General features: G+C 42.6%; 25 protein-coding genes. 7 read left to right on the forward strand and 18 right to left on the reverse strand.

The window, feature by feature from the left end; all coding sequences use genetic code 11:
• Positions 1–177: 177 nt before the first annotated feature.
• The 7 genes from N774_RS0102925 to N774_RS0102955 form a co-directional block, all read right to left on the reverse strand.
• A complete protein-coding gene (locus N774_RS0102925) occupies positions 178–1812 on the reverse strand; it encodes a class I adenylate-forming enzyme family protein (protein ID WP_024859802.1) in 1635 nt (544 codons plus the stop codon).
• 205 nt (positions 1813–2017) lie between these two features.
• On the reverse strand, positions 2018–2443 hold the full coding sequence (locus N774_RS0102930) for a zinc ribbon domain-containing protein (protein WP_024859803.1): 426 nt from the start codon (positions 2441–2443) through the stop codon (positions 2018–2020).
• A 37-nt stretch (positions 2444–2480) separates the two neighbouring features.
• Positions 2481–3755 carry a thymidine phosphorylase gene (locus N774_RS0102935; protein WP_024859804.1) on the reverse strand — a complete coding sequence of 425 codons (1275 nt, stop codon included), beginning with the start codon at positions 3753–3755 and terminating at the stop codon, positions 2481–2483.
• A 76-nt stretch (positions 3756–3831) separates the two neighbouring features.
• Complete coding sequence (locus N774_RS0102940; protein WP_024859805.1) at positions 3832–4086, reverse strand: pro-sigmaK processing inhibitor BofA family protein; 255 nt, start codon at positions 4084–4086, stop codon at positions 3832–3834.
• 11 nt (positions 4087–4097) lie between these two features.
• Positions 4098–4406, reverse strand: coding sequence for a hypothetical protein (locus N774_RS0102945; protein WP_024859806.1), 309 nt, complete (start codon positions 4404–4406; stop codon positions 4098–4100).
• A gap of 17 nt (positions 4407–4423) precedes the next feature.
• A complete protein-coding gene (locus N774_RS0102950; RefSeq protein ID WP_024859807.1) occupies positions 4424–4768 on the reverse strand; it encodes a hypothetical protein in 345 nt (114 codons plus the stop codon).
• 1 nt (position 4769) lies between these two features.
• Positions 4770–5018 (reverse strand): hypothetical protein, encoded by a 249-nt coding sequence (locus N774_RS0102955; protein WP_024859808.1) that lies wholly within the window; start codon positions 5016–5018, stop codon positions 4770–4772.
• Positions 5019–5206: 188 nt separating this feature from the next.
• Between N774_RS0102955 and N774_RS0102960 the strand changes: the two genes are divergently transcribed.
• Positions 5207–5692 (forward strand): metallophosphoesterase family protein, encoded by a 486-nt coding sequence (locus N774_RS0102960; RefSeq protein WP_024859809.1) that lies wholly within the window; start codon positions 5207–5209, stop codon positions 5690–5692.
• An 85-nt stretch (positions 5693–5777) separates the two neighbouring features.
• Here N774_RS0102960 and N774_RS0102965 read toward each other — a convergent pair whose 3' ends face one another.
• The 5 genes from N774_RS0102965 to proC all read right to left on the reverse strand — a co-directional run bounded on the left by N774_RS0102965 (position 5778) and on the right by proC (position 10101).
• Complete coding sequence (locus N774_RS0102965; protein WP_155250336.1) at positions 5778–7070, reverse strand: hypothetical protein; 1293 nt, start codon at positions 7068–7070, stop codon at positions 5778–5780.
• Positions 7071–7141: 71 nt separating this feature from the next.
• Positions 7142–7624, reverse strand: a complete 483-nt coding sequence (locus tag N774_RS0102970) for an RNA polymerase sigma factor (RefSeq protein WP_024859811.1) — start codon at positions 7622–7624, stop codon at positions 7142–7144.
• Positions 7625–7721: 97 nt separating this feature from the next.
• Positions 7722–8645: a DUF624 domain-containing protein gene (locus N774_RS0102975; RefSeq protein WP_024859812.1), complete on the reverse strand. Its 924-nt coding sequence runs from the start codon at positions 8643–8645 to the stop codon at positions 7722–7724.
• A 17-nt stretch (positions 8646–8662) separates the two neighbouring features.
• Positions 8663–9250 (reverse strand): hypothetical protein, encoded by a 588-nt coding sequence (locus N774_RS0102980; protein ID WP_024859813.1) that lies wholly within the window; start codon positions 9248–9250, stop codon positions 8663–8665.
• Between the two features lie 50 nt (positions 9251–9300).
• Positions 9301–10101 (reverse strand): pyrroline-5-carboxylate reductase, encoded by an 801-nt coding sequence (proC, locus tag N774_RS0102985; RefSeq protein WP_024859814.1) that lies wholly within the window; start codon positions 10099–10101, stop codon positions 9301–9303.
• Between the two features lie 171 nt (positions 10102–10272).
• Here proC and N774_RS0102990 point away from each other — a divergent pair, with 171 nt between their 5' ends.
• The 5 genes from N774_RS0102990 to N774_RS0103010 all read left to right on the forward strand — a co-directional run bounded on the left by N774_RS0102990 (position 10273) and on the right by N774_RS0103010 (position 15008).
• Positions 10273–10545: a hypothetical protein gene (locus N774_RS0102990; RefSeq protein WP_024859815.1), complete on the forward strand. Its 273-nt coding sequence runs from the start codon at positions 10273–10275 to the stop codon at positions 10543–10545.
• A complete protein-coding gene (locus N774_RS0102995) occupies positions 10535–11422 on the forward strand; it encodes a radical SAM protein (RefSeq protein WP_080770408.1) in 888 nt (295 codons plus the stop codon). The genes N774_RS0102990 and N774_RS0102995 overlap by 11 nt, the downstream gene beginning before the upstream one ends.
• Before the next feature lie 95 nt (positions 11423–11517).
• Positions 11518–12024, forward strand: coding sequence for an RNA polymerase sigma factor (locus N774_RS0103000; protein ID WP_024859817.1), 507 nt, complete (start codon positions 11518–11520; stop codon positions 12022–12024).
• Positions 12014–13564: a hypothetical protein gene (locus N774_RS0103005; RefSeq protein ID WP_024859818.1), complete on the forward strand. Its 1551-nt coding sequence runs from the start codon at positions 12014–12016 to the stop codon at positions 13562–13564. The genes N774_RS0103000 and N774_RS0103005 overlap by 11 nt, the downstream gene beginning before the upstream one ends.
• 121 nt (positions 13565–13685) lie before the next feature.
• The gene (locus N774_RS0103010; RefSeq protein ID WP_024859819.1) at positions 13686–15008 is read left to right on the forward strand and encodes a threonine/serine ThrE exporter family protein; all 1323 of its coding nucleotides are present in this window, start codon (positions 13686–13688) and stop codon (positions 15006–15008) included.
• A 32-nt stretch (positions 15009–15040) separates the two neighbouring features.
• On the opposite strand, the gene N774_RS0103015 is transcribed toward N774_RS0103010, so the two are convergent.
• The 6 genes from N774_RS0103015 to N774_RS0103040 form a co-directional block, all read right to left on the reverse strand.
• Positions 15041–17848, reverse strand: a complete 2808-nt coding sequence (locus tag N774_RS0103015; RefSeq protein WP_024859820.1) for an ABC transporter permease — start codon at positions 17846–17848, stop codon at positions 15041–15043.
• Entirely contained in the window at positions 17845–18528 is a 684-nt protein-coding gene (locus N774_RS0103020; protein WP_024859821.1) for an ABC transporter ATP-binding protein, read from the reverse strand. Before N774_RS0103020 ends, N774_RS0103015 begins: the two co-directional genes overlap by 4 nt.
• Before the next feature lie 114 nt (positions 18529–18642).
• On the reverse strand, positions 18643–19650 hold the full coding sequence (locus tag N774_RS0103025; RefSeq protein WP_024859822.1) for a sensor histidine kinase: 1008 nt from the start codon (positions 19648–19650) through the stop codon (positions 18643–18645).
• Positions 19647–20318, reverse strand: a complete 672-nt coding sequence (locus tag N774_RS0103030; protein WP_024859823.1) for a response regulator transcription factor — start codon at positions 20316–20318, stop codon at positions 19647–19649. The genes N774_RS0103025 and N774_RS0103030 overlap by 4 nt, the downstream gene beginning before the upstream one ends.
• 119 nt (positions 20319–20437) lie before the next feature.
• A complete protein-coding gene (locus N774_RS0103035; RefSeq protein ID WP_024859824.1) occupies positions 20438–20623 on the reverse strand; it encodes a hypothetical protein in 186 nt (61 codons plus the stop codon).
• Between the two features lie 63 nt (positions 20624–20686).
• Positions 20687–21619, reverse strand: coding sequence for a DMT family transporter (locus tag N774_RS0103040; RefSeq protein WP_024859825.1), 933 nt, complete (start codon positions 21617–21619; stop codon positions 20687–20689).
• Between the two features lie 253 nt (positions 21620–21872).
• Between N774_RS0103040 and N774_RS0103045 the strand changes: the two genes are divergently transcribed.
• Positions 21873–24623 (forward strand): family 43 glycosylhydrolase, encoded by a 2751-nt coding sequence (locus N774_RS0103045; RefSeq protein ID WP_024859826.1) that lies wholly within the window; start codon positions 21873–21875, stop codon positions 24621–24623.
• The last annotated feature ends 33 nt before the right edge of the window (positions 24624–24656 follow it).

The following is a 24656-nucleotide window of genomic DNA, read 5'->3' on the forward strand; positions in this document are numbered from 1 at the left end:
GTTTTAACGATAATTGCTACAACGTTATTCATTTATACATGCACTCCTTTTTGCAATGATAAATCAATTATATCACAAACAAAATAAAAATGTAAGTCATTATCGCGTCGTATTTTGACGTGTTTTGTCGAATATTGTCGATAAATCAAAAAAGAGCAGCTAAGCTGCCCTTTTTTATCAGTTTTTGATCTGTTTTGCAACAAGACTTTCACCACAATAAATCGATCTGAGCTTTGGTTTTTCGATCTTTCCTGTGGGATTTCTCGGAACGTCAGCAAAGATGATCTTATGAGGTCTTTTATATCTCGGAAGCTTCTGACAGAATGAAGTGATATCTTCTTCCGTACAGGTGTGATCTTCCTTTATGGAAATAATAGCCGCAGCTATCTCACCAAGTCTCTTATCGGGAAGTCCGATTACCGCTACGTCCTTTACAGCAGGGTGACTTCTGAGGAAGTCCTCTATCTGTACAGGATAAAGATTCTCACCGCCGCTGATTATAACATCTTTCTTACGGTCAACGAGGTAAATAAATCCGTCTTCGTCCTCCTGAGCCATATCACCTGTATAGAGCCAGCCGTCCTTTATAGTCTCGGCTGTAGCCTTTTCATCACGGTAATAGCACTTCATAACTCCGGGACCCTTGACAAGAAGCTCACCGACCTGTCCGCGTTCAACAGTGTTTCCGTTTTCATCGGCAATCTTAACTTTCCAGCCGTAGCCAGCCTTTCCGATAGCGCCTACCTTGTGGATATTTTCAACACCCAAATGAACGCAGCCTGGCCCTATGGACTCGCTGAGTCCGTAATTTGTATCGTACTGGTGCTTGGGGAACACCTTTTTCCAGCGTGCGATTAGTGAGGGCGGAACAGGCTGAGCACCTATGTGCATAAGTCTCCACTGGTCAAGATCGTAATCTGAGAGGTCGATATCTCCCCTGTCGATAGCATCAAGTATATCCTGAGCCCACGGTACAAGAAGCCATACTATAGTACAGCCCTCCTCGGAAACAGTCTCGATTATGGACTTTGGCTTTACGCCCTTGAGAAGAACAGCCTTGCTTCCCGAGTAAAGACTGCCGAACCAGTGCATCTTTGCGCCTGTATGGTACAGCGGAGGGATACAAAGGAAAATATCGTCCCTTGTCTGACCGTGGTGATTCTGCTCTACTTTAGCAGAATGCATAAGGCTTGTATGATCATGAAGAATTGCCTTAGGGAAGCCTGTAGTGCCCGACGAGAAATAGATCGCAGCATTATCTTCGTCATTAACAGCTACCTTTGGGGAAGAGCTTGTGCAGTTGGCAACAAGGCTGTCATAGTGCTCGGCAAAAGACGGACATCCCTCGCCTACATAAAAAAGGAGACGATTCTTACTGATCTCATCGGCTATCTCCTCGATACGTCCGATAAACTCAGGTCCGAAAACAAGGATATCCACCTCGGCAAGATCAAGACAATACTTTATTTCATCAGCTGTATATCTGAAATTAAGCGGTACAGCAAGAGCGCCTGCTTTGAGAATACCGAAGTATATGGGAAGCCATTCAAGGCAGTTCATAAGAAGTATTCCTACTTTATCTCCCTTTTTTACGCCTCTTTCCAATAACATGTTTGCGAAACGGTTCGCTTTCTCGTCAAAGACTCTCCATGTTATCTCACGTCTGTAGTGACACTCGGGATTTGGCTCGATAAGCTCATATTCTTTCCATGTAATACGTCTTACTTCTGTTATCTCGGGATTGACCTCAACGAGAGCAACATCGTTCCCGTATAATTTTGCATTTCGTTCAAGTAATTCTGTAATTGGCATTATTATATTCCTTTCTGACTTAACAGCTTTGACGCTTTTATGTTTAAAAGGCAAAAAGCTGCAAAGTGATAAACTATTTTTATTTTATCACAAAAAAGTCAAAAAGTAAAGACCTGCTATGTGTTTTTTTAGACAAATCGAAGCAGCGTTTTTCAGCAAGTTGCATAAATCAAGGCGCATTAATATTCTTAATGCGCCTTGTTGATTATTCCACTGTTATATTTGGAGCTTCCTCTGCTTCTTCAGCAGGTGCCTCATGTATCACCTTTGCTCCGCACTTATCGCAGTAAACCTGCTCTCTGCGTATCTGAGAGCCGCAGTTCTCACAGAAAACCTTGTCCTCAAGCGACATAAGCTCTGCTTTGAGTTCATCAAGCTTTAAAGTCTTTTCCTTGATATCGCTTATAGTAGCCATGTATTCTGTGTCAGGGTCACTGCATATCTTTTCGTACATGACCTTGCCAAGCTCTATGTAATCCGTATTGATATCTGACTCAACACGTGCCATTTCTCTCCTGATCTTCGTCTTTTCCGCAAATCTCTTTGAGCTGGTTGAAACTGTTTTTGCCCCGCGCTCAACAGACTCACCGACTTTTTCTGCAAAATCCTTTACTGAATCCACAAATCCCATATTTTAGACCTCCTGTAATGTGTTTATATGATTTTTATCATGTATAACTCGGTTTTTCGGTTATTTTAAATTTTACTGCATTCAAAGCTCTTACCGCTGCATCGGAGAAATCGCTGCAAACTGTAGAGTACAGAGTCATTATTATATCATCGGCGGCAAGCTGATCTCCAACGCTGCAATTCATGACTATACCTGCGCTCATGTCGATCTTATCGGTCTTGTTCAGTCTTCCGGCACCAAGCAGAAGTGAAGTCATTCCCAGCTCCTCACAGTTGAAGCCCAGTATCTTCATGCCCTTTGTAGCTCTGATCTCATATTTAAGAAGAGGCTGAGGAAGCAGTGAAGTATCATCACATATCTTTTCATTTCCGCCCTGCAGCCTGATAGTCTCGCGCAGAACATCGAGAGCCTTGCCCGACGAAACAGCGTTCTCAGCCATTCTTATGCATTCCTCGTTTGTTCCTTTGCCTGCAAGCTCCAGAAGATCAGCTGAAAGCTCGATGCAAACATCATAAAGAGTGCCTTTTATCTTTCCCTGAAGAAGCTCTATGGCTTCCTTGACCTCAAGAGCATTTCCTATATTCTTTCCGAGAGGAACATTCATATCTGTAACAACAGCCTTGCACTTCTTGCCTGCTGATCTACCTGCTTTTTCCATGAGTACAGCAAGCTTTTCGGCGTCTTCTTTGGTCTTCATAAAAGCACCTGTACCGTATTTTACGTCAAGTACAAGACAATCCGCATTCATGGCAAGCTTTTTGCTCATTATACTTGCACATATCAGCGGTATACTGTCCACTGTACCTGTTGCGTTTCTAAGGGCATACATTTTTTTATCTGCCGGACAAAGCGCTCCTGTCTGAGAGATAATTGAAAAACCCGTCTTTTTAAGGATAGCTTCAAACTCTCCGAGAGGCAGATCGGTCCTGTAGCCCTCAATGCTTTCGAGCTTGTCGATAGTTCCTCCTGTATGTCCCAAGCCGCGTCCTGACATTTTTGCCATGCATACGCCGCAGGCTGCAACTATAGGTCCTATGATAAGAGATGTTTTATCGCCAACTCCTCCTGTACTGTGCTTGTCCACAGTGAAAGGGATATTCAGCCTGAGAACATCTCCGCTGTCACGCATCGCCGCAGTAAGTGCAAAAGTCTCTTTTTCGGTAAGTCCGTTAAGACATACTGCCATAAGCCATGCAGACATCTGATAATCGGGTATCTCGCCGTCAGTATAATTTTTTACGAGCCACGCGATCTCTTCTTCATTCAGTTCCTGTGATTTTTTGGTTTTGTTGATAATATCGATGATGTTCATAATCCACCTCCTATACATATATTTTACCATAACACTCATAATAATACAATAGTTTTTGTGAAATAAGCCCTTGAATTTACAAAAAATTCATTATTACAATAAAAGCTACAAAAGGTGCTCCAAGTATGAGGCTGCCAAGAATATTAAAAAGATTCAGAGGGATATCCGTTCCGAATAATGGTCCATATTTATTGACGATAAACAGCGCAGCTCCGCCTGTAAATGCTCCTATGAAAAAGGAAAGCATCTTTTTCTGACGTCTGATGTAATATATTATCATTACAGCAGCAATGGCTCCGCAAAAAATTTTGAACAGCATTTCAGTATCCATAATTTTACCTCTCAAATAAGTATATATCCAAGCGCGATGATAAGCTTTATGTCTGCACCCTCCTTGATAAGCAGGTAGAGTATCACAGCTACAAGAAGCTTGTCACTGTCTATGCCGCCATCAAGAAATTCATCGATCAAATTGCTGAATAAGGCACTTTTCTCACTTTTACTCTCCGACTGCTCTTTCACAGGAGGCGGGGCATCACATTCTCTGATATCAGGAGGCAGGTCAGCAGCGGCATTGTGACCTTTGCAATGATACAGATTCACGCATTCCCTATCTTTTCTCTTGTTTGAAAAATCTCCGTATACCGCCATTAACTCGCCTCCCTTCTTTAAATAAGCTCCTGCAAAAGACCGCTTCCCTTTGCAATGTTCCATATTGCCAGAAGCTTAAGAAGCTTTATGGCTTTATCTACACGTTTTTGCTTTTCTTCGCCAAGATGAGGCTTCAGTGCCAGCAGCAGATCGGCGTTTCTGTCCTGCTTTGAGGCTTCGCCGATAAGACTTGTAAGCTTCAGCATAGAAGCTATATCAGGCTGATCTTCAGGAACCGCATTCTCCGCTTTCGCTTCGTTTTTATCGCTGTCTGTGACCAGCATTTGTGCTAGCTCTGAAAGCTGTTTAACGCTTTCCTCATCTGACAGAATCTCGCTGATTCTGCTCATTATGTCGTCCATTTTATTTCTTTCCGCCTGACAGCTTTTCGTACAGTGCTTTTGCCTGCGGTGTGCTCATCATTTTTTCAACAATTTTGGGATTGTTAACTGCCTGTTGAAATCTTGCAGCATCATTCCTGTTCATAGCCGAAAGCGCACTGTCGAACTTCCCCTCTTCAAGCTCGGCCCGTAATTTATCGGATGGCACACCGATCTTCTTGCTTATAACATTGAGAAGTCCCGATACCTTGTTTGAGTCGATATTATTCATAGCTGCCTCCATAAAACATGATATATACAATAATATATTGTATTTAATGATAAAATATGTTTTGTATGCTCGTAGCTACCGCATTTTTGCGATTTTAACAAACAAGCCCATATTTTTTTGATAATACCTGTTGATTTTTTCAAAAAATTATGTTATAATATGGTATAAACTTCTTAGGAGGGATATATTTGCGCATTGTTGTAATATCAGACACACACGGTAATTCTTATGCTCTTGAAAGTGTTATTATGCGAAATACTGACGCAGACTGGATATTCCATCTCGGTGACGGTGAACGCGAGCTTGATAATTTCATCCTGTCACATCAGAGATTAGCTCCTAAGATAATCCATGTTGCAGGAAACTGCGACTTTGACAGTATCAGCGAGGACTATTTCGTACTGCCGCTTATAAGCCATAAGATACTTGCCACACACGGTCATCTTTACGGTGTCGGAGGTTCTCTTGACAAACTTAAAGCTCTTGCTGCTGCCAACGAATGTGATATAATCCTTTTCGGACATACTCACGAGCGCTATCAAAGCTACGAGGACGGATTCTATATTATGAATCCCGGAAGCGCTTCTATCCCACGCGACGGCAGCAAACCGTCATTCGGTCATATCGACATCACTCCGGAGGGCGATGTCATAACCAATATTGTCAATGTCTGATATTCCCTGCTTATATTTTATGCGTTTACTTCATTATTGTTACATAAAAAATCCCCTGAACCTCAGTTCAGGGGATAATTTTATATCATTCATCGGGATGAGTTTCTTTCCATATAACACTGGGACGCTTTAATGTTTCGTCAAAATCTTTAAGTCTCTTTAAATTAACATTTGAAAGCGTTACCGTGTTATAATCAATATCTGCTTCGATCTCGGCGGCGTCAACATCTGCCATATCGTGAAGAACAGCATGTATCCTTGCGGTCTTATTTTCAAAGTCATAATCACTGATCTCAAGAGAGGTCAATACAGGACGTCTTGCAGTAGATTTATCATATTCTTCGCCAAGATTAATGTCGTCATATTCGTGATCCTCCATAACATAGCACTGTACTGCAATATATGTCAGATACTCCGGCTGTGCGCCGGTTTCGACGCGCTCTATCTTCCACTCGCCGTTTTCACGAACAAGTGTAAACAGTATTTCAGCTCCGTATTTTGCATTATCTCCGTAATAATAGTTTTCCATAACATAACGCGAAATAACGCACTTATCTTCTTCTGCACTTATGACCATTGGTTCGGTAGAATACTTTATTTTGTCTCTTTCAGTCGAAAACTTTGAAATATAAAGTTCGCCGTTATAATCAATGTAGTTTGCAATATGCAGAGCAAAAGCTTCCTCATCGACCGCGTCATCATCTCTGTTGCCTGAAGGACGCAGATCAACATTGCTTCCTACTTCAAATTTGCTAACATCGCCGCCGAGCCAGTTCACCATACCGCAGCCGTCAAGAGCAAATGCATTCTTAAAGCTCTCGGGCATATCATAGTATTGATCTGTTGTATCATCAAATATTCTTGATGCAAGAGATTTTTTATAGTATTCGTAAATATCCTGACAGCTGTGGAAGCGCTGGTCTGTGACCTTATAGAAAGACTTTTCATAGCCGTAATTGTTTGTCCATTCTTCATCGGAACTGTCAACGATATTAAAGGAAATGGCTGAATTGGTGTCATATTCCACATCTCCGTAAACAAGAACATTCAATTCGTCCAGATAGCTGTCTGTAAGCTCTCTTGCGATCACATCATAATCATATTCAGCATCGGCTTCGGTCTGAGCAGGCTCCTCGGCTATCTCGGTTTCTACTTCGGCAGTTGTTTTTTCCTCGCTTACCTCAGCAAGCTGCTGGGCATTCCTGCTGTTCCTATGAAGCAGCACTCCCGTAGTACCTATACCGCCCACAAGTATCGCACAAGCTGCCGCAATGCTTATATAGCGTGTAATGCTGCTTCCGCGGCGCACCTCGACGCCTGATACGTTTTCGGTATACTCATTTGTATTCAACTTTATTTTGTTCTCACGTTTACTCATATCAAGTACCTCTTTTCTTAACCGCTCATCAGGTGTCAAGCGGTCCGTTACTTTTTTATAATTATTAATATTCATAGTTGGAGCTCCTTTCCAAGAATTTCTTTAAGCTTTTTACGTGCACGGAACAGCTGGGTCTGTACAGCAGTTTCCCTGCTGCCTGTTATAGCGCTTATCTCCTTTATGGAGTATTCCTCATAGTAAAAGAGATGGATCACTGTTCTGTATTTCTGCGGAAGGGACATTACAGCGCGGTAGACCTCGCTTTCCTCAGGAGTTTCATATACAAGGCTTGCCTCTTCAAGAGGTATCAACGTCAGAGAATACTTGTACCGCAATGAACGGAACATATCCCTGCATTTGTTCACAGTGACCTTTAGAAGCCAGCTCTTCTCTTTTGTTTCTTCATCGAATACTATATCTATGGAGAAACGCTTGATAAAGACCTCCTGCATTATATCCTCGGCATCTGCCTTGTTCTTGCAGTAGGCAAATGCCATACGATATACGGCATTGCTGTATTTATCGTAAATTTCAGCCATTTTTTCTGAATCCATTGTTCGCTCCTTTTTTTGAAGTACTTCATATGTAAAACGAAATAAATGTATGAAATATCACACAAAAAATAAAAACGGCGCAAAATGCGCCGAATTATTATGATATTCTCTTTCCTTTTCCCTTTGTACGCTTTTCAATAGGCTTTTCCTTGCCGCCCATATCCTCAAAGATACGCTCCTCATCGTCGGCAGTATCGTCAACAAGCTCGGGATTTATCTCGCCGATGCTTGTATAGTAAGGATTGATAACATATTTCTGTATAACGGGATAGCTTATAAAGCAGCTAAAAAGACACAGGAATGCCGCAGGAAAAAACGGCATAAGAAGCATAAATACAGGAAATACAAAGAACAGCAATACTCCCATAAGAGCAAATGTGAGCAAGGATACGATAAAGATCAAGAAATTCTGCTTCAGTGCAACAAAAGCAAGGGCAAATGAATTCTTTATAAGATTTTTCAGAGACAGCGTGGTCGCTATCATCATCGGGAAAATATAATAGTTCATTATGATAATTACAAGGAACAGGCTGAAAGCTATCACCATAGGTATGTATATGGCTTTTGAGCCTGTTTGCTTGGCAATTGCTGGATAAACCTGCAAAGATGAAAATGCGGATGCAAATACCACACAGTCAATAAAGCCAACGATAGCCGCATTTTTGAAGTTGCTCTTGAAAGCGCTCCAGAAATCGCGCCAGATAAATGCAGGCTTCTCGATAACAAATGACTTTATTACCTTGGTCATTCCTGCTGTAGCAGGTCCGATAAGAACTGCAAAAGCAGCTAATAAAACTCCTGCGGATATTACAAAGCCGTAGTAGCTGTTTTTGAAGATGGCAAGTGCCAATAAGATCAAAAGAAAAGGCAGGAAGAATAACATATACATAAAGTTAATTGCAAGAAGCTTCCAGAACTTTCTGCCAAGTATATCAAAAAACAATGCTGCACCTTTTTTCTTGGGAGCATGCTTGGATATACCTACTCCTGCACTGACATAATCCTTGAAAAAAACGCCCAAATAAATTCCTCCGTTTACTATCTGCACACAGAACCATAGAGATATAATACAGCTCCGTCAGCCGCAGAAATAAATATTGAAAAAATAAAAAGTACTATATATCTCAGACAGTAAAGCTTAAAGCTTATACTGTTTTCACCGCTGTCGTATCTGTTCATACAGAACGCAAGGATAGACCTTGAATTACGTGCTGATTCCCTAATAGATACCGCAGCGATAAATGCCGCTGATGCCGCTCTTGGCAAAAACGTAATGATAACAGGGACAACGGCTCCTCTGCCGTACATGACATACATAAGACCTGCCGAAACACCGATCCCTATCCCTCTGTATACAAGCAAGGCAAGTCCGCAGGGACGTCCGAAAGCAAATAGCCCCGTCAAAAAGGCTGCTCCCAGATATAAAAGAAGCGAAACAAGAGTATTCAGTGAATCCCTCATTGAAAAAGTCCGGGTAAAAAGCTGCTGATTTATCCATACAGAAGCCGAAAGCTGACTTTTTCCTGAGAGGAAAGCTCCTGCCCCAATACCTCCGATAATAAATATCATGTAAAAAAGCAGGCTTGTCCTGTCTTTTTTAGTGTTGAACGTACTTATCTGTTTCATGCACATCATTCCTTTCAAAGAAATATATGCGCATAAAAAGCATTTAAGACTTATTTTGAAAGCTCGTATGCTCTCTTTGTACAGCTGTCACAGCAATTCTTTACTACTTCTGTAAGATTGCCCTCATAAAGTCTGTCGAGACCAGCAAGAGTAGTTCCTCCCGGGGAGGATACCATTTTAATAAGCTCGTCGATAGTATATCCCGAATCTGTTATCATCTTTGCAGAACCGATAAGGCTCTGAGTGAAGAGCTCCTCAGCAGCTGCTTTGTCGATTCCAACTGAAGCTGCATAGTCAATAAAGCCCTTTGCAAAGAGATAGATAAATGCAGGACTGCTTCCATTAATAGCGATTATCTCTTTCATTTTATCCTTGGAAATAACAGCCGCCTTACCGCATATTTTGAAAATATTAAGCACAACATCGAACTCTTCATCTGTTACGCGCTCGTTTCTTGAAAGTGCCGATGCTCCCTCACCTAAAAGAAGAGGTGTGTTTGGCATTACAAGAACAACCTTTGCATCGGGAATAGTCTTCTTTGCAATAAATTCGTCGCCGATACCTGCTGCAATAGAAATGATAACAGTATCTTTTGTTGTGTGAGCAGATATTGCTTCAAGAACGCCCTCAATTATCTGAGGCTTGACAGCGAGGAAAACATACTTGCAGTTGTCCATTATCTCCTTTTCGGAAGAACAGCCGTTTACGCCGTATTCAGCAAGTGCAGCGAGTTTTTCAGTGCATGGATCAAAAGCAAAAAGCTTTACTTCAGCACCGAGGCTGCTTGTTGATATGCCTTTCATTATTGCGGTGCCCATGTTGCCTGCACCAATAAAACCTATATTTATCATAGCTTTAGCTCCTTAAATAATAATGCAATATTAATTATACATCACTTTATACAAAAAAGCAAGTGAAAATTTTGTGATGTTCAATGTAAGCAGGCGTTTTTTGCGACATTTATTGACTTTTTGAAGCTGCGGTGATAAAATTAGAATATTCAGTCAAAGGGAGACGGTGTTATGGACAGAAAAAAGGCTAAGAAGAACAAAATATCCCGCTATTCCAACAGCGTTATCTATTATAAGAGCCTTTCCTGCAGAGCAAGCCTTTATGAGGACAGGCTCATAACCGATTACTGCAACAAAAACAGACTTTCCAAAAGTATATTTCTTGCCGCTGCGGCAATGTACTGTATAAACAATAATATAAGCGCAAAGGAGCTGCTTGACAGCACAACGACTTCCGAAAACTTTGATTTCAGGGACTACATGGACGATGAATATGATGAATGAATGTACATTGTGCCCGCGAAAATGCGGCACAGACAGAATAAACAGTAAAGGCTTCTGCGGTGCAGGGAGCAAGGCTATAGTTGCAAGAGCTTCTCTGCACAAATGGGAAGAACCCTGTATTTCTTACAAAAACGGAGCAGGAACCGTTTTTTTCTCAGGCTGTAATCTCCATTGCTGTTTCTGTCAGAACAACAAAATAAGCAACACGCTCTTCGGAAAAGAGATATCTGACGAAAAGCTTGCTGAGATATTTCTGAGATTACAGGATATGGGTGCAGACAATATTGACCTTGTTACGCCCACACACTTTGTTCCCAATATAATAAATGCTTTTGACATGATAAAGCATAAGCTGTCCATACCTGTTGTTTATAACTGCGGAGGATATGAATCTGTCGATACTATTAAAATGCTTAACGGATATATTGATGTCTACCTGCCTGATCTCAAATATTATTCCCCTGATATCTCCGCAAGATATTCAAATGCACCCGACTACTTTGAAAAAGCCTCGGCTGCTGTGCTTGCAATGGTAAAACAGGTCGGTACGCTTAAATATAACGCCGAGGGCGGTCTCTTAAAAGGAACGATAATTCGTCATATGGTGCTCCCCTCCCACAGGCACGACTCAATGGAAATAATTAAGTGGATAGCCGAAAATACTTCTGTCGAAGATGTACTGGTCAGCATAATGAACCAGTATACTCCTTTTGATTTTATCTCTGATGAATTTCCGGAGCTGAAACGCAAAGTCACAAAAATGGAGTACAACAGTGTGGTTGATCTTGCAGCCGAGCTCGGAATAAACGGCTTTACGCAGCAAAAAAGCTCGGCATCCGAAGATTATGTGCCCGATTTCGACCTTTCAGGTATATAAAAAAGCTCCAATACGGAGCTTTTTTTTGATTTGGTGTCACAAAACAGACAGAAAAAGTGTTATATGTTATGAAACGTTTCAATTGAGGTGATAAAATGACTAACGACGAATCCGAAAAGCTGAGACTTCTCTATGAGCTATATGAGCAGCCAATGTACCGTATAGCTTACGCTGTTCTGCATGATGAAGGACTTGCCGAGGACGCTGTTTCAGATGCATTTATAAGGATAATGCACAGGATAGGAAGATTCGGCGACTGCAAAAGCGAAAAGACAAAGGCTTATATCGTTAAAGTCATAAAAAGCACTTCCATAAACATCTATCGTAAAAACAAGCGTCGGTACAGTGAGGAAGTCTCCATCGACAATGCAATACAGGTCGCCGATAAAGCTCAGGAGCAATGTGATACAGAGTCGGTAAATGACATTCTTCGCGGGCTCGGTGAGACCGACAGGCGTATCGTTACGCTTAGATGTATCGAGGAAATGTCATGGAAGGAAGTTGCTGATAAATTATCACTCACCGAAGCAAATGTAAGAAAGCGTTTTGAACGTACTAAAAAACGCCTGAAAACAAAAGGAGAGATCAACAATGAAAAATAAAAGGTTTCCTACCAAAGAAGAATGGGACAACATAGTCAATGAAGCTTTTTCATCGGACAAAATGCATGATTTCTCCGTTAGGTATGAACTTCGCAGGGAGAACATACAGAAAGGGATCACTATGAAAAAGACATCAAATCATATTAAAAGCCGCTATATTGGAATGGTGGCAGCTGCGGCAGCCATAGTTATTGCTGCTCCTATGTCTATCTACGCTATATCAAGATCAATGAACAATTCCGCACAGCTTGCTGACACGGAGACAGACGATGTTATTGCAACTCAGACTGTCATTACTCCCGAGGAGCCGACAGAAGAAGCTGAAATTGCTCCCATAGGTATGCAGCTTGAAAAGAACGGCGAATACCAGTATATCCTCACATTCCAGCCTACTGAGGAAGAAGCTTCCGATGAGCAGAACTACGATGTAGAATACACATGGCTCCCCGACGGCGCTTATGATGACAGCGAAAGAATTGGCAAGCACGCTTTCGCAACAGCCGCAGGCGGTACATTTGACTCATGTTACTTCAGAGTTGACGCTGATACTCCAATGAAAGAAAAGGTCGGCGGTATTGTTCAGCTTGATGACGTTTCCAATGAGGAAAAGACAGCTTATATCTTCCACAGACAGAATAAGGATTATTCAGGGGTGGAAGATACTAATAATTTCGGACGTGTATCTTGGATACAGTTCACGAACACTAACTTTGTTGTTGAACTGTTTGCTACCGACGATATCTCAGATGATGATCTGAAAAGTATTATCGACGGTATGAAGCTTATCCCCTCTGATACGACCACAGCGGGAACATGGTTCCAGAGAGAAGAATCCTCAGGCGGTTCTTCTGATATCGGATCTGATACTACAGGAAAAAGCATTGATGACTATAATATTGTCAGCATAGGCGATACGGTTTCGGATGAAAATGGTTTTGGACACAGTGTTGAGATAACTGTAAACGATGCATGGGTTCAGGATGATTTCGACGGCATTACTACAGACGGCTGCGGCTGGGGAGCTGATTACAGCGAATACCTTGCTGACGACGGCAAGATATATGAGACCTATCAGTACGGCACTCTTGGCGACGGCATAAACACTCTTGATGAGATAACAGACACAGAAACAGTACAAAAGAAAGTTATAGTTCTCGACCTGACATATAAAAACGTCGGGGACGAAGATATATGCGAAGATATTGAAAACTGTAAGGTCAGCTACAATATATTCCCAAGACTGCTTATAGCACCCGAATGGGACTGCAACTGGAGAGTGAAGTGTCACAAGGGAGATGCTGTGCTTATGAATCACAGTAAAATAGCCTCTGAGGACTTCCTGTCACTTGAAAGCGACAATAAATCCGGTAAAAACGGCATAAATATCCCCGCAGGCGGTGAAACTCACGTCAGGGTATCACTTATAGCCAATGCAGACGATCTTGATGATCTCTACGTTGACTTCACTGGACATACGGCGGTCAATAAGGCTCCAAACGGTGCAAAATCCCCTATTATCCCCGTTAAAGATATTAAGTAATATTACAAAAGGCGATACATTTAAGTGTATCGCCTTTTTCATGCGCTCACAGTATTGCTTTACAGCTGCCAAAGTGGTATAATATAATTTGATGATCTGATAAAACACTAAGGAGCGTTATATGAGTAAGCTAAGAAAACAGCATATGGCAATAGAATGGCATGATATAGTCAATACCGAAAGCAATATACCTGCAAAAAATGCTTCATTGCAGGAGAAAGCCTCTCTTGTGGGAAGAGTCGGACTGATGATGCTGTCCGTAGGTACAGCCGCATGGCGTGTAAGAGCTTCAATGAATAAAATATCACGTGCTCTCGGGATAACCTGCAATGCGGACATTGGTCTGCTTTCCATAGAATATACCTGCATAAGCGGAAATGAAACATATACAAATGCTATCTCATTAAACACAACTGGCGTAAACACCGATAAGCTCAACGAGCTTGAACACTTCGCCGACAGCTTTGCCGAAAGAGTCGAAAAATACTCTGTTCAGCAGTTCCACATGATACTTGATAAGTTTCAGGACATGAAGGGCAATTACAAAGCTTGGAATCTCGGGCTTGCTGCCGCTTTTGCCTGCTGTGCATTTACATTTCTGCTGGGCGGCGGCATAGCAGAGATGCTCTGTGCATTTTTCGGTGCAGGTATAGGAAACTTTGTAAGGAAAAAGCTGCTTGAACGTCACATCACTCTCTTTGCCAATGTTGCCGCAGGTGTTGCTTCGGCGTGCTGTACATACGTCATATTCATAAAGCTGGCAGAACTTCTTCTCGGAGTTTCAGCAGTACATCAGGCGGGATATATCTGCTCTATGCTTTTTGTTATCCCGGGATTTCCGCTTATCACAGGCGGCATGGATCTTGCCAAGCTTGACCTCAGGTCGGGTATCGAGCGTATAACCTACGCCCTGCTCATTATAACAGTCGCAACTCTTACGGGCTGGCTTTGCGCAACTGTGTTCAGTTTCCACCCACAGGATTTTGAAGTCTATGATATCTCTCCCCTGCTTCGTGCAGTATTTATAATGATAACCAGCTTCTGCGGAGTGTACGGCTTCTCTCTTATGTTTAACAGCACCCGAAAAATGGCAGCTATAGCAGGTCTGATAGGTATGTGTGCAAACACTCTCAGATTAGAGCTCATTGATATGGCAGGAATACACGCCGGACTTGCAGCTTTCACAGGCGCATTATCCGCAGGACTTCTTGCATCAGCTATCCATCACCGGATAGGCTATCCGCGAATAACTCTTACAGTGCCGTCAATAGTTATAATGGTCCCGGGAATGTTCATGTACAAGGGAGTTTATTATATTGTCATAAACGATATAACTACGGGAGCAGTCTGGCTCACAAAGGCTGTTCTTATAGTTACAGCCCTCCCTCTCGGTCTGATATGTGCAAGGATACTCACTGACAGGAATTTCAGAAAAAGCAGCTGAAAAAAGCTCTCCAATCGGAGAGCTTTTTTCATTTACAGATTTTCGTTTTTCAGTGCGTCAATGGTATTGTCCTTCCTGACCTTGCTCATTGAGTACATCATTGTTGCAAATACAACAAGGAATACGCTGAGCACCGCAATACCTACAGCGCCCCATGGCATTCTGAATACGGTATCGATACCCTGATCTATTGATCTGGATATAAACAGAGTTACTATTGCAGAAACAGGCAGTCCGTACATAAGTGCCTTTGTGCCATAGAGAACGCACTCAAAGTTAAGCATTTTCTTCATGCCTTTCGACGTCATTCCAACAGATCTGAGCATCGCAAACTCTCTTCTGCGAAGATTGATGTTTGTGGTTATGGTGTTGAATACATTTGCCGCAGCTATAAGTGAGATAAGTACGATAAATCCGTATGCAAATACCTTTATGATAACAATTATGCTTCTGCTTGATTCAACTGACTCTGCATAATTGTAAAGGGTTTCGCTTGTAAGTCCGTTTTCGCTGAGTGTCTTTTCAAGAGCCTTGTATCCGCCGATGATATCATCGGATTTTATAGAGAAGTCAACGCCGCTTGCCCCCTCTTCGTCATCATTGAAAAATATATTCATATAACTGTAAGGATATACTATCGCATTACCGTAGTAATTAAGCATGAACGGAGGTTCTTCAACGACCTTTCCGACTCTCATGGTTATTTCCCTTGAACAATCTTTTTCGTCAAACTCTAATTGATCGAGCCCGTCATTTGAGCTGTATATGACCTTTCCGTCCTTATGAGTCTCAGAATAGAAGTAACCCTCTACCTCATCATGAGCTGTGAACTCTACTTCAAAGCTGTCGGACTCAAAAAGCTTTTTACGGATCATTCTGCCTGTTTCAGTGTCAAGGATAAAAGAATTATCATAGGCGATACCAAGAGGAGCGTCGGGGTTCATGAACTCGTTCTCGGAAAGCCCGTACTTATTAATGAGATTTCTGAAGGTCTCATCATCGACAAAGCAGGCAAGGATATCTATTACTTTATAACCTTCTTTTTTGTCAAGATCATATGCTTCTTCCTGAACATAGCCTTTTTCTGTGCCACTCATCTCTTCGCTCAGATATTTTTCATCGATATATGCGGACTGATAGCTGCCTGAATAATAGCACGCATCTGTGATATATTCGGTATTCTTTATATTTCTCAGAAGCTCGTCTATATCGATCATGTTTTTCTTATTGGGCTCTTCAAACAGAGAATACATATAATCCATATTAAAGGTAGTGTATGCGTCGTCCACAGATGTTACCAGATATGAAGTAAACGCATAAGCTGAAATAAAGAGAACTATGCTCATAAAAAGGCTTATAATAGTTGCACGGTACTTTTTCTTGCTGCGCTTAAAGTATTTATGTGCAAGTACCCCCGAAAGACCGAATACCTTGTATATGATCTTTGGAGTTTTTATATGCTTATCCTGCTTTATGTCTGAGTTCTGGCGTATTGCCTCAACAGCAGTTATCCTTGTAGCTCTGACTGAGGGTATCCACGCAGATATTCTTATGGTAATGAAAGCGATTATGCAGGCTGCTATAAGAGCTGACGGTGAGATACATATACGCATGGGAACATCATAGTTACCACCCATAAGCTCAGAGAATCTTCTGCCTATAGCGAGAAATGTGATCCACATGCCGAGTATTCCCAATCCTATACCGAGTGGTATACCGATAAAACTGAGAAAAGTTGCTTCAAACCTAACCATTCTGTGAAGCTGCTTCTTTGTTGCTCCGATAGATGAAAGAAGACCGAACTGCTTTGTCCTCTCGGATACAGATATGGAAAATGCATTGTATATCAGCATAATGGAACCAAATACTATCAGTACAATGACAACTGCCATAAGACCATATATCATGCTATAGAAGCTTGCATACTGCGAAACGCCTCTGAACATGAGAAGCTCGGAGTGAGTCATGCTTGTATGATAATCCTCCTCAAAACCGTTATCCTTCATAAAGTCGTAGATATCGCTCATGTTCTTCATACAGTAAAAAACTGTATAATACGTGTCCTCAGTATACTCATCGGGAACTGTCAGTGCAGTATATCCCGGAGAAAACATGTCCTCAAATTCAGGGCGGCGGTAGAATCCGACAACTGTATACTCTCTCGTCTCCCTTATTTTCAGCTTTTCGGCTGAGATAGTTTTTCCGCTTTCATCTACAGCGACATAGGGCGTGTCCTGTCTGAGTATATAGCTGTTGATGATATCCGAATTATCTCTAATAAGACTCTCTATATCAATGCTTTCCCTGAGGTTATAATCAAACTTATCGGTGTCCATGCTGAGAAGCTCATCGGTATTAGGAACTCTGTCGCCTATTTCAAGCTTCAGCACATCACCCTCTTTGAAGTAAACCTCGCCGTTATCGGCAAGATGATCGGGGAGCATTATCTCATGGCTGTTCTCAGGAAAACGTCCCGAGATAATATGTACGGGAGCTATCCCCTCCTCGTCCTCATGAAAGCCTGATATGTACAGATATGGCTTGTAGTTGTTGGTGCTTCCGATGTCTGCATAGCCTATATAGCTGAATACCGCCTTGTCCTTTACTTTGTCAGACTCGTCGATCTTCTTGAAGGTATCGTTGTCGATATTCTTTTGCATTCCGTGCCATTTGCCCTCAGTTTGCTCGAAATAACCTATTGCGTACTGTCTTACAGAAGCAAAAGAGGTAGTAACAGCACAGATAAGAGCTGTTGACAGCATGATACCGATTATCGTTACAAATGTCCTTGTTCGGTTCTTTTTCAGCGACTGAAGTGTAACTTTATTAAAAATATTCATTTGCGTATCACCTCGTCACGGATAATACAGCCGTCCTCTATAGCAAGTATACGATCAGCCTGAAGCGCTATATTCTCATCATGAGTAATGATAATAAGCGTCTGATTGTATTTCTGATTGGAAAGCTTGAGAAGATCGACTATCTCCTGACTGTTCTTGCTGTCAAGATTGCCTGTAGGCTCGTCTGCTAATACGACCGCAGGAGCGTTCATAAGTGCTCTGCCAATGGAAACTCTCTGCTGCTGACCGCCTGAGAGCTGATTGGGAAGATGTTCCTCTCTGCCTTTGAGCTTCAGTGTTGCAATAAGCTCATTGAGTCTGTCATCATTGACCTGCTGACCGTCCATGAGTACAGGAAGTGTAATATTCTCGGTAACATTGAGTACGGGAATAAGATTGTAGAACTGATATATAAGTCCCACCTGTCTGCGGCGGAATATGGCAAGCTGTTCATCATTCTGAGCATAAACGTCCTTGCCGTCCATATACACTTTTCCCGAGGTGGGCTTATCAACTCCGCCAAGTATATGGAGCAAAGTAGACTTTCCCGAGCCTGACGGACCGATTATTGCGATAAATTCGCCCTTTTCAACCTTAAAGCTTACATTGTCAAGTGCGTGAACTTCGTTTTCACCGCTGCCGTAGACCTTGCATAAATTTTCAACTCTGAGTATCTCCATAGTAAATGCTCCTTTTCTTGGTTTATGTATATATTCTATCATGTCAATATGACTGTAAGGTGACTTTAAAATAACAAAAATGTCACAAAAAGAAAAAGCGAGAATAATCTCGCTTTATACAGTAGATTCATAAAATCTGACAATGAAAACAGCTCCGCCGCCTGATGCGTTTTCTGCCTTAATCGTGCCGTTCTGTCCTGTCACTATCATTCTTGCAAGAGCAAGTCCAATGCCGAAGCCGCCTTTGTCCTCGGAAGTCCTGCCCTTGTAGAATCTCTCAAATATATGCGGCAGATCGTCCTTGGAAATACCGCTGCCGCTGTCGGTAATAACTATTTCTGAGAAAAGTGTATTTCTCTTCCCGCAGACAGTTATTTTTCCGCCGTCAGGAGTATGTTCCATGCAGTTTTTCACTATATTTCCGATAGCCTCACAGCTCCACGCAACATCACAGCTTATATCTCCCTCAGCCTCGATGATGAGCTCCTGTCCGCGAAGCTCCATTGGCACACGAACAGGCATACAGGCTTTTTCAAGAAGATCACGGATACTTATATCCTCACTGTGGAATTTTATAGTTCCTGCGTCAAGCTTAGACATTTTAAGAAGTGCGGTTATGAGCCAGTCTATGCGCGAAAGAAGTCCGTACAGCTTATGTATGAGCTGCTCACGCTTCTCATACGTCAGGTCGGGCTCGGAGAGCATTGAAACAAGTATATTGATCGACGTCAGCGGAGTCCTTATCTGATGGGAGATATCCGCAAGAGAATCTGCGAGATAGATCTTGTCCTCGGTAAGCTTGCTCTGCTGCTCACGAAGCCGAACTGTCATTTTGTATATCTCGCTCTGGAGAAGCCCTATATCTCCCTCTGAATAATTCTCAAACCTTATGCTGTCATCACCGTGGAGTATCCTGTCAATATCCGCCGACATCTTTGAGATGCGCTTATAGCGGATATATATGCAGTACATGTGGATAAAAGTGAATACAGCACATAGTAAAAGTGCAGGCAGAAGCAGCCTCCTGTCATATAAAAAAGCGCCGCCAACAGCGAGGACCGATAAAAAAACGTATATCCCAAATGAGAGCTTTATCTCCGTATTTCTAAGCAGATCTCTCATATGTCCACCCTGTACCCAAGACCTCTTACTGTCTTTATTATGGTCGGATTTGCAGGATCGTCCTCTATTTTCTCACGAAGACGCTTTATATAGACTGTAAGAGTGTTATCGTTGACAAATTCTCCTGCTATATCCCATATCGACTCAAGGAGCTTTGTCCTTGTCATAACAGTTCCCCTGTTATTGATAAAAACAAGCAGCAATCTGTACTCAAGGGCAGACAAAAACAAATCTTTTCCGTTTTTGCTTGCAGTTCCCTTTACAGTGTCAACAAGTACATCTCCCAGCTGAGTTACAGTGCCTGTACTGCCTGTAAGTCTGAGGACGTTTTTTATTCGTGATACAAGCTCACGGGGACGGAATGGCTTGGCTATATAGTCATCTGCTCCAAGATCAAAGCCTGTTACTGTGCTGAATTCGTCACCTGAGGCAGTCAGAAAAATAACAGGGATACAGGTATTGGCTTTTATTGCCGAGCATACCGCAAAGCCGTTGCCGTCTGCAAGAGAAACATCGAGAAGCACAAGGTCAAAGCTCTCATTTTCCACCATTTCGAGCGCTTTTGTCTGTCCGCCGGCGTTTTTGACGCTGAAGCCCTCTCCTTTGAGAAACTCTGTAAGATTGGCGATTATTTCTTTATCATCTTCAACGAGTAATATTCTGTTCAATTTGATACAACTCCGTTCTGATCAATTGTCCATTATATAATAACATATCTCTCTGAAAATTGCAACGAAAAAATAAAAGCAGCCGAAAGCTGCTTTTATCTGTATAATATCTTATGAATTCATACTTCTGCGGAGTTCCTTACAACATATGCCCCGTAAGCTCCTGATATGCCATCGGCAGGAGAAACATAAATGACAGAATCATTGGAAGTATCTTCCTCATTGCCTTTATTTGATCCCGTGCCGCAGCCGCAAACAGAGATAAGGATTCCGCACGCTGTTAAAATAAAAAATAGCTTTTTCATTACCGATTCCCCCTCTCCTTGTTGCTTTTATTGTAAAATACAAACCTTAAAAGAATCTTAAATTCAAGTTGCTTTTTTGTGAACAGATATATTTACGATGACTATTCCCGCAGCAACAAGTAACAATGAAGCACATACCATAAGCGGCCCTGAAGGACTTCTTTCCGAAAGCAGCAAAAATGAAAGTATAACTCCGAAAACAGGGTTCATAAAGCCAAAAACCGATATGGTCGAGACAGGATTGTGTTTCAGAAGAGTTCCCCATATGGAAAAAGCCACTGCGGAAACAAATGCAAGATACAGAAGCATGAGAACTCCCTTGGTATTTATGACTGTTATCCTGCCGCCGAATATAAAGCCGACAGCTGTCATTACTGCGCCGCCGAATACGAACTGCCAGCCGCTTAGCATGACAGGGTCATGCTTTGCCGAATATCTTTTTATAAGAGCTGCCGAAAAAGCATAGGACAGAGCTGAAAGAAAAACAAAGCCCTCCCCTGTCAGTCTGAATCCCCCGTTCATGCCACTGATGTTTATGAGGACAACTCCCGAAAAGCCCACAATACAGCCTGCTATCTTACGGAATGTAAGATTTTCCGTTCTGAATATCAATGCTGCCACAAGTATTGAAAGAAATACATTGGAGGCTGTTATGACAGAGCTCTTCATGCCTGTGCTCCGTGCAAGTCCGATGTAGAAAAATGTGTACTGGAGTATAGTCTGAAATAGTGAAAGTTTCATGACCTTGGTCACTTCATCTGCATGAGGTATAAGCGTTTTTCGTGCAATTAGACTTCCGATCAACAGCGCCAGTATACCTGCAAAAGTAAATCTAAGACCTGCATAAAGCATCTGGGAGCAGGTATCCTCTGCTGTGATGGCTGAAAATCCGTATCCAAGCTTTATACATGGGAAAGCGCTTCCCCACAGCAGACAGCACAGCAGGGTCAGCGGCAGGACTACTGCTTTTTTTGTAAATATTGACCTTTCTTTCATAAATAACTCCTTAAATACCATATGTGAATTATTATAGCACAGTTTAGCTCCGTTTCCAATAGACTTATAAAAAATCAGAGCTTTTTACAAAGCTTCTACCTGACGCGATAATATTTATGTTGAACAGGCTTATGCATCAGCCTTATGCGCTATTCTTGATATTGAGAATACTTTTGTGCACTGCACTTTTATTGACAAATCAGCCAAAAAAGACTATAATTATATCAACAAATTTCTATCGGAGGATATTAAAATGAAAATCAAAAAGTTTATGGCAGCAGCCCTCTCTGCCTGCCTTATGCTTCCTGTTATGACAGGTCTCTCAGCTGTCGCAGGCGGAACGCGGGTCTCCGTACATGACCCGTCCATTGTAAAGGACAAAAACACTTACTATGTTTTCGGCTCCCATATCGAAGCAGCCAAGTCCGGTGATCTCCAGAACTGGAAGCGCTTCTCAAACGGTTATGCCACAACAAACAACGTGGAATTCGGCAACCTTTCCCAGAATCTGAAAAAAGCCTTTGACTGGGCAGGCGAAAACCTTGAGGACTGCGCAGGAGGCTTTGCTGTATGGGCTCCCGACGTTGTATGGGACGGCGATTATATCAACAGTGACGGCAGCAAAGGTGCATACCTCATGTACTTCTGCACATCTTCCACCTATATGCGTTCTGTTATAGCCTATGCTGCTTCAAAGAACATCGAGGGTCCGTATACCTTTGTTGATACCCTGATCTATTCAGGTTTCACCAACAATGACAGCTACGCTACAAGCAGTACCAAGAACGTTAACCGCAAGTACACCTCCACCAATGTTGATGAGCTTATAGCTCAGGGACAGGTGACATTCAATAACAGCTGGTTCAATAAGGACAACTTCAACAATCAGCTGTTCCCAAACGCCATAGACCCTACTATCTACTTTGATACCAACGGAAAGATGTACATGTGCTACGGTTCGTGGTCAGGCGGTATTTTTACTCTTGAAATTGACCCTAAGACAGGTCAGTGCATACACCCGAAAACAGGTCAGACCTCTGACGGAAGAATGGTGGACAGCTATTTCGGTACAAAAATATCGGGTGGCTACGGAAAATCAGGCGAAGGTCCGTTCATTGAGTACAATGCTGATACAGGATACTATTACCTGTGGGTGACCTACGGCGGACTTACTTCAACAGGCGGATATAATATGCGTGTTTTCCGCTCCACATCTCCTCTCGGACCATTTACCGATCCCGCAGGCAGACAGGCAGTGCTCCCTAAAAATCCAAACCTTGACTCTGTAGGTCTCAAGGTCATGGGCAATTATAAGTTCAGCTCTCTCAGCAAGGCTTATATGGCATGCGGTCATAACTCTGTCCTCAAAGACGATGACGGCAAATGGTATCTCATTTATCACACCAGATTTGATGACGGAGCTGAATTCCATGAGGTCCGTGTACATTCAATGTACTTCAACCAGCAGGGCTGGCCCGTGGTCGCTCCATATGAGTACGCAGGAGACGTTATTTCAGAGTCAGGCTATAACGAAGAAGATATAGTCGGCGATTATGAATTCATAAACCACGGAAACTCTACAGACGGCAAGATTATCAGCTGCAGCAGCATAAAGCTGAATGCTGACGGCAGTATAAGCGGTGCTGTTACAGGCAAGTGGTCCCAGGCACAGGATAATTCAGCTGCCGAGCTTATTATCGGCGGTCAGAGCTATTCGGGATATTTCCTTGCAGCCAAGGATGAAAACGGCAAAAAGGTCATGTCATTTACAGCTGTAGGCAGCAATAACCAGACCGTATGGGGCGCTCAGACCAAGCAGTTCACAGGGAGTGAGCGCACGGGAAATGCGGACTTTACAGATAAGAACTCCCAGCTCATTAATAAGGCTGATACCGTATCAGGTTCAGGTGCTTCATTGAAACTCAGCGAAACCGAGCTCCTCAGCGGTGTATCATACTACGTTATCAATCAGAACAGCGGCATGGCCATTGACCTGCCAAACGGCAAACTCGACGAGGGCACCAATATACAGCAGTGGGAGCGCAACGGAAGCTGGGCTCAGCAGTGGCGCATCATATCGGTTGACAATGATTACTGCCGAATCGTGTCAGTGGGCGACGAATCAATGTGTATAGCTGTGGCTGAAAGCTCCGCCGTGGACGGCGTGAACATAGAGCTCCAGAAATATACCGGCAAGGACAATCAGCTCTTCAAGATAAAAAAGTGCGGCTCTGACTACGGTATTGTGTCCAAGTGCTCCAACAATGCAGGCGGACTTGATGTCTACGAATGGTCAAAGGAGAACGGCGGCAATGTAAACCAATGGAATTACTGGGAGGGCGGCTGTCAGCTTTGGAGCCTGTCCCCTGTTCATCCACAGGTCACTGACGGAAATTACACAGTACGCAGCCTTGAAAGCGAGCTTTATATGTTTGACATGAACGGGAATATTGAGCTGTTCAATGCAAACGGTCTAACTGTTCAGCCTGATATGAACGGAAACATGCCATTTACTGTGAATGATCATATCTGGTGCTTCACAAAGCTTGATGACGGAAGATACTCCGTAAGAAAACAGGACGGCAAAGCACTTACACTTAGCTCAGGCAAGCTTTCAGTTACGGAATATACGGGAGCTGACGAGCAGAAGTTCAGTATCATCTGCAACAAGGACGGAAGCTATTCACTGCTCCTGAACGACAGCTGTGTCGAGATCGACAAGAACAGCTCAACGGAAGAAGCAGGTTTTAATGTGAACAGCTTCTCTGGAGCGGATACTCAGAAATTCGTTCTTGAGCCTGCTGTTCCCGAAGAAATTGTTCTTCCTATAAAGGGCGATGTGAATGACGACGGTGCTATGAATACCGCAGATCTGGTAATGCTCCAGAAGTATCTCCTTGGAAAGGTTAGTGTCACCAGCAGCTACAATGCTGATATAAACGATGACGGAGCTGTGGATATCTTCGATAATGTGGAACTGCGCAAGCTACTCATCAAACAATAAAGCATACAAAAAGAGCAGCCATTGGCTGCTCTT

The organism is Ruminococcus flavefaciens AE3010 (assembly GCF_000526795.1).
GTDB lineage: Bacteria > Bacillota > Clostridia > Oscillospirales > Ruminococcaceae > Ruminococcus > Ruminococcus flavefaciens_D.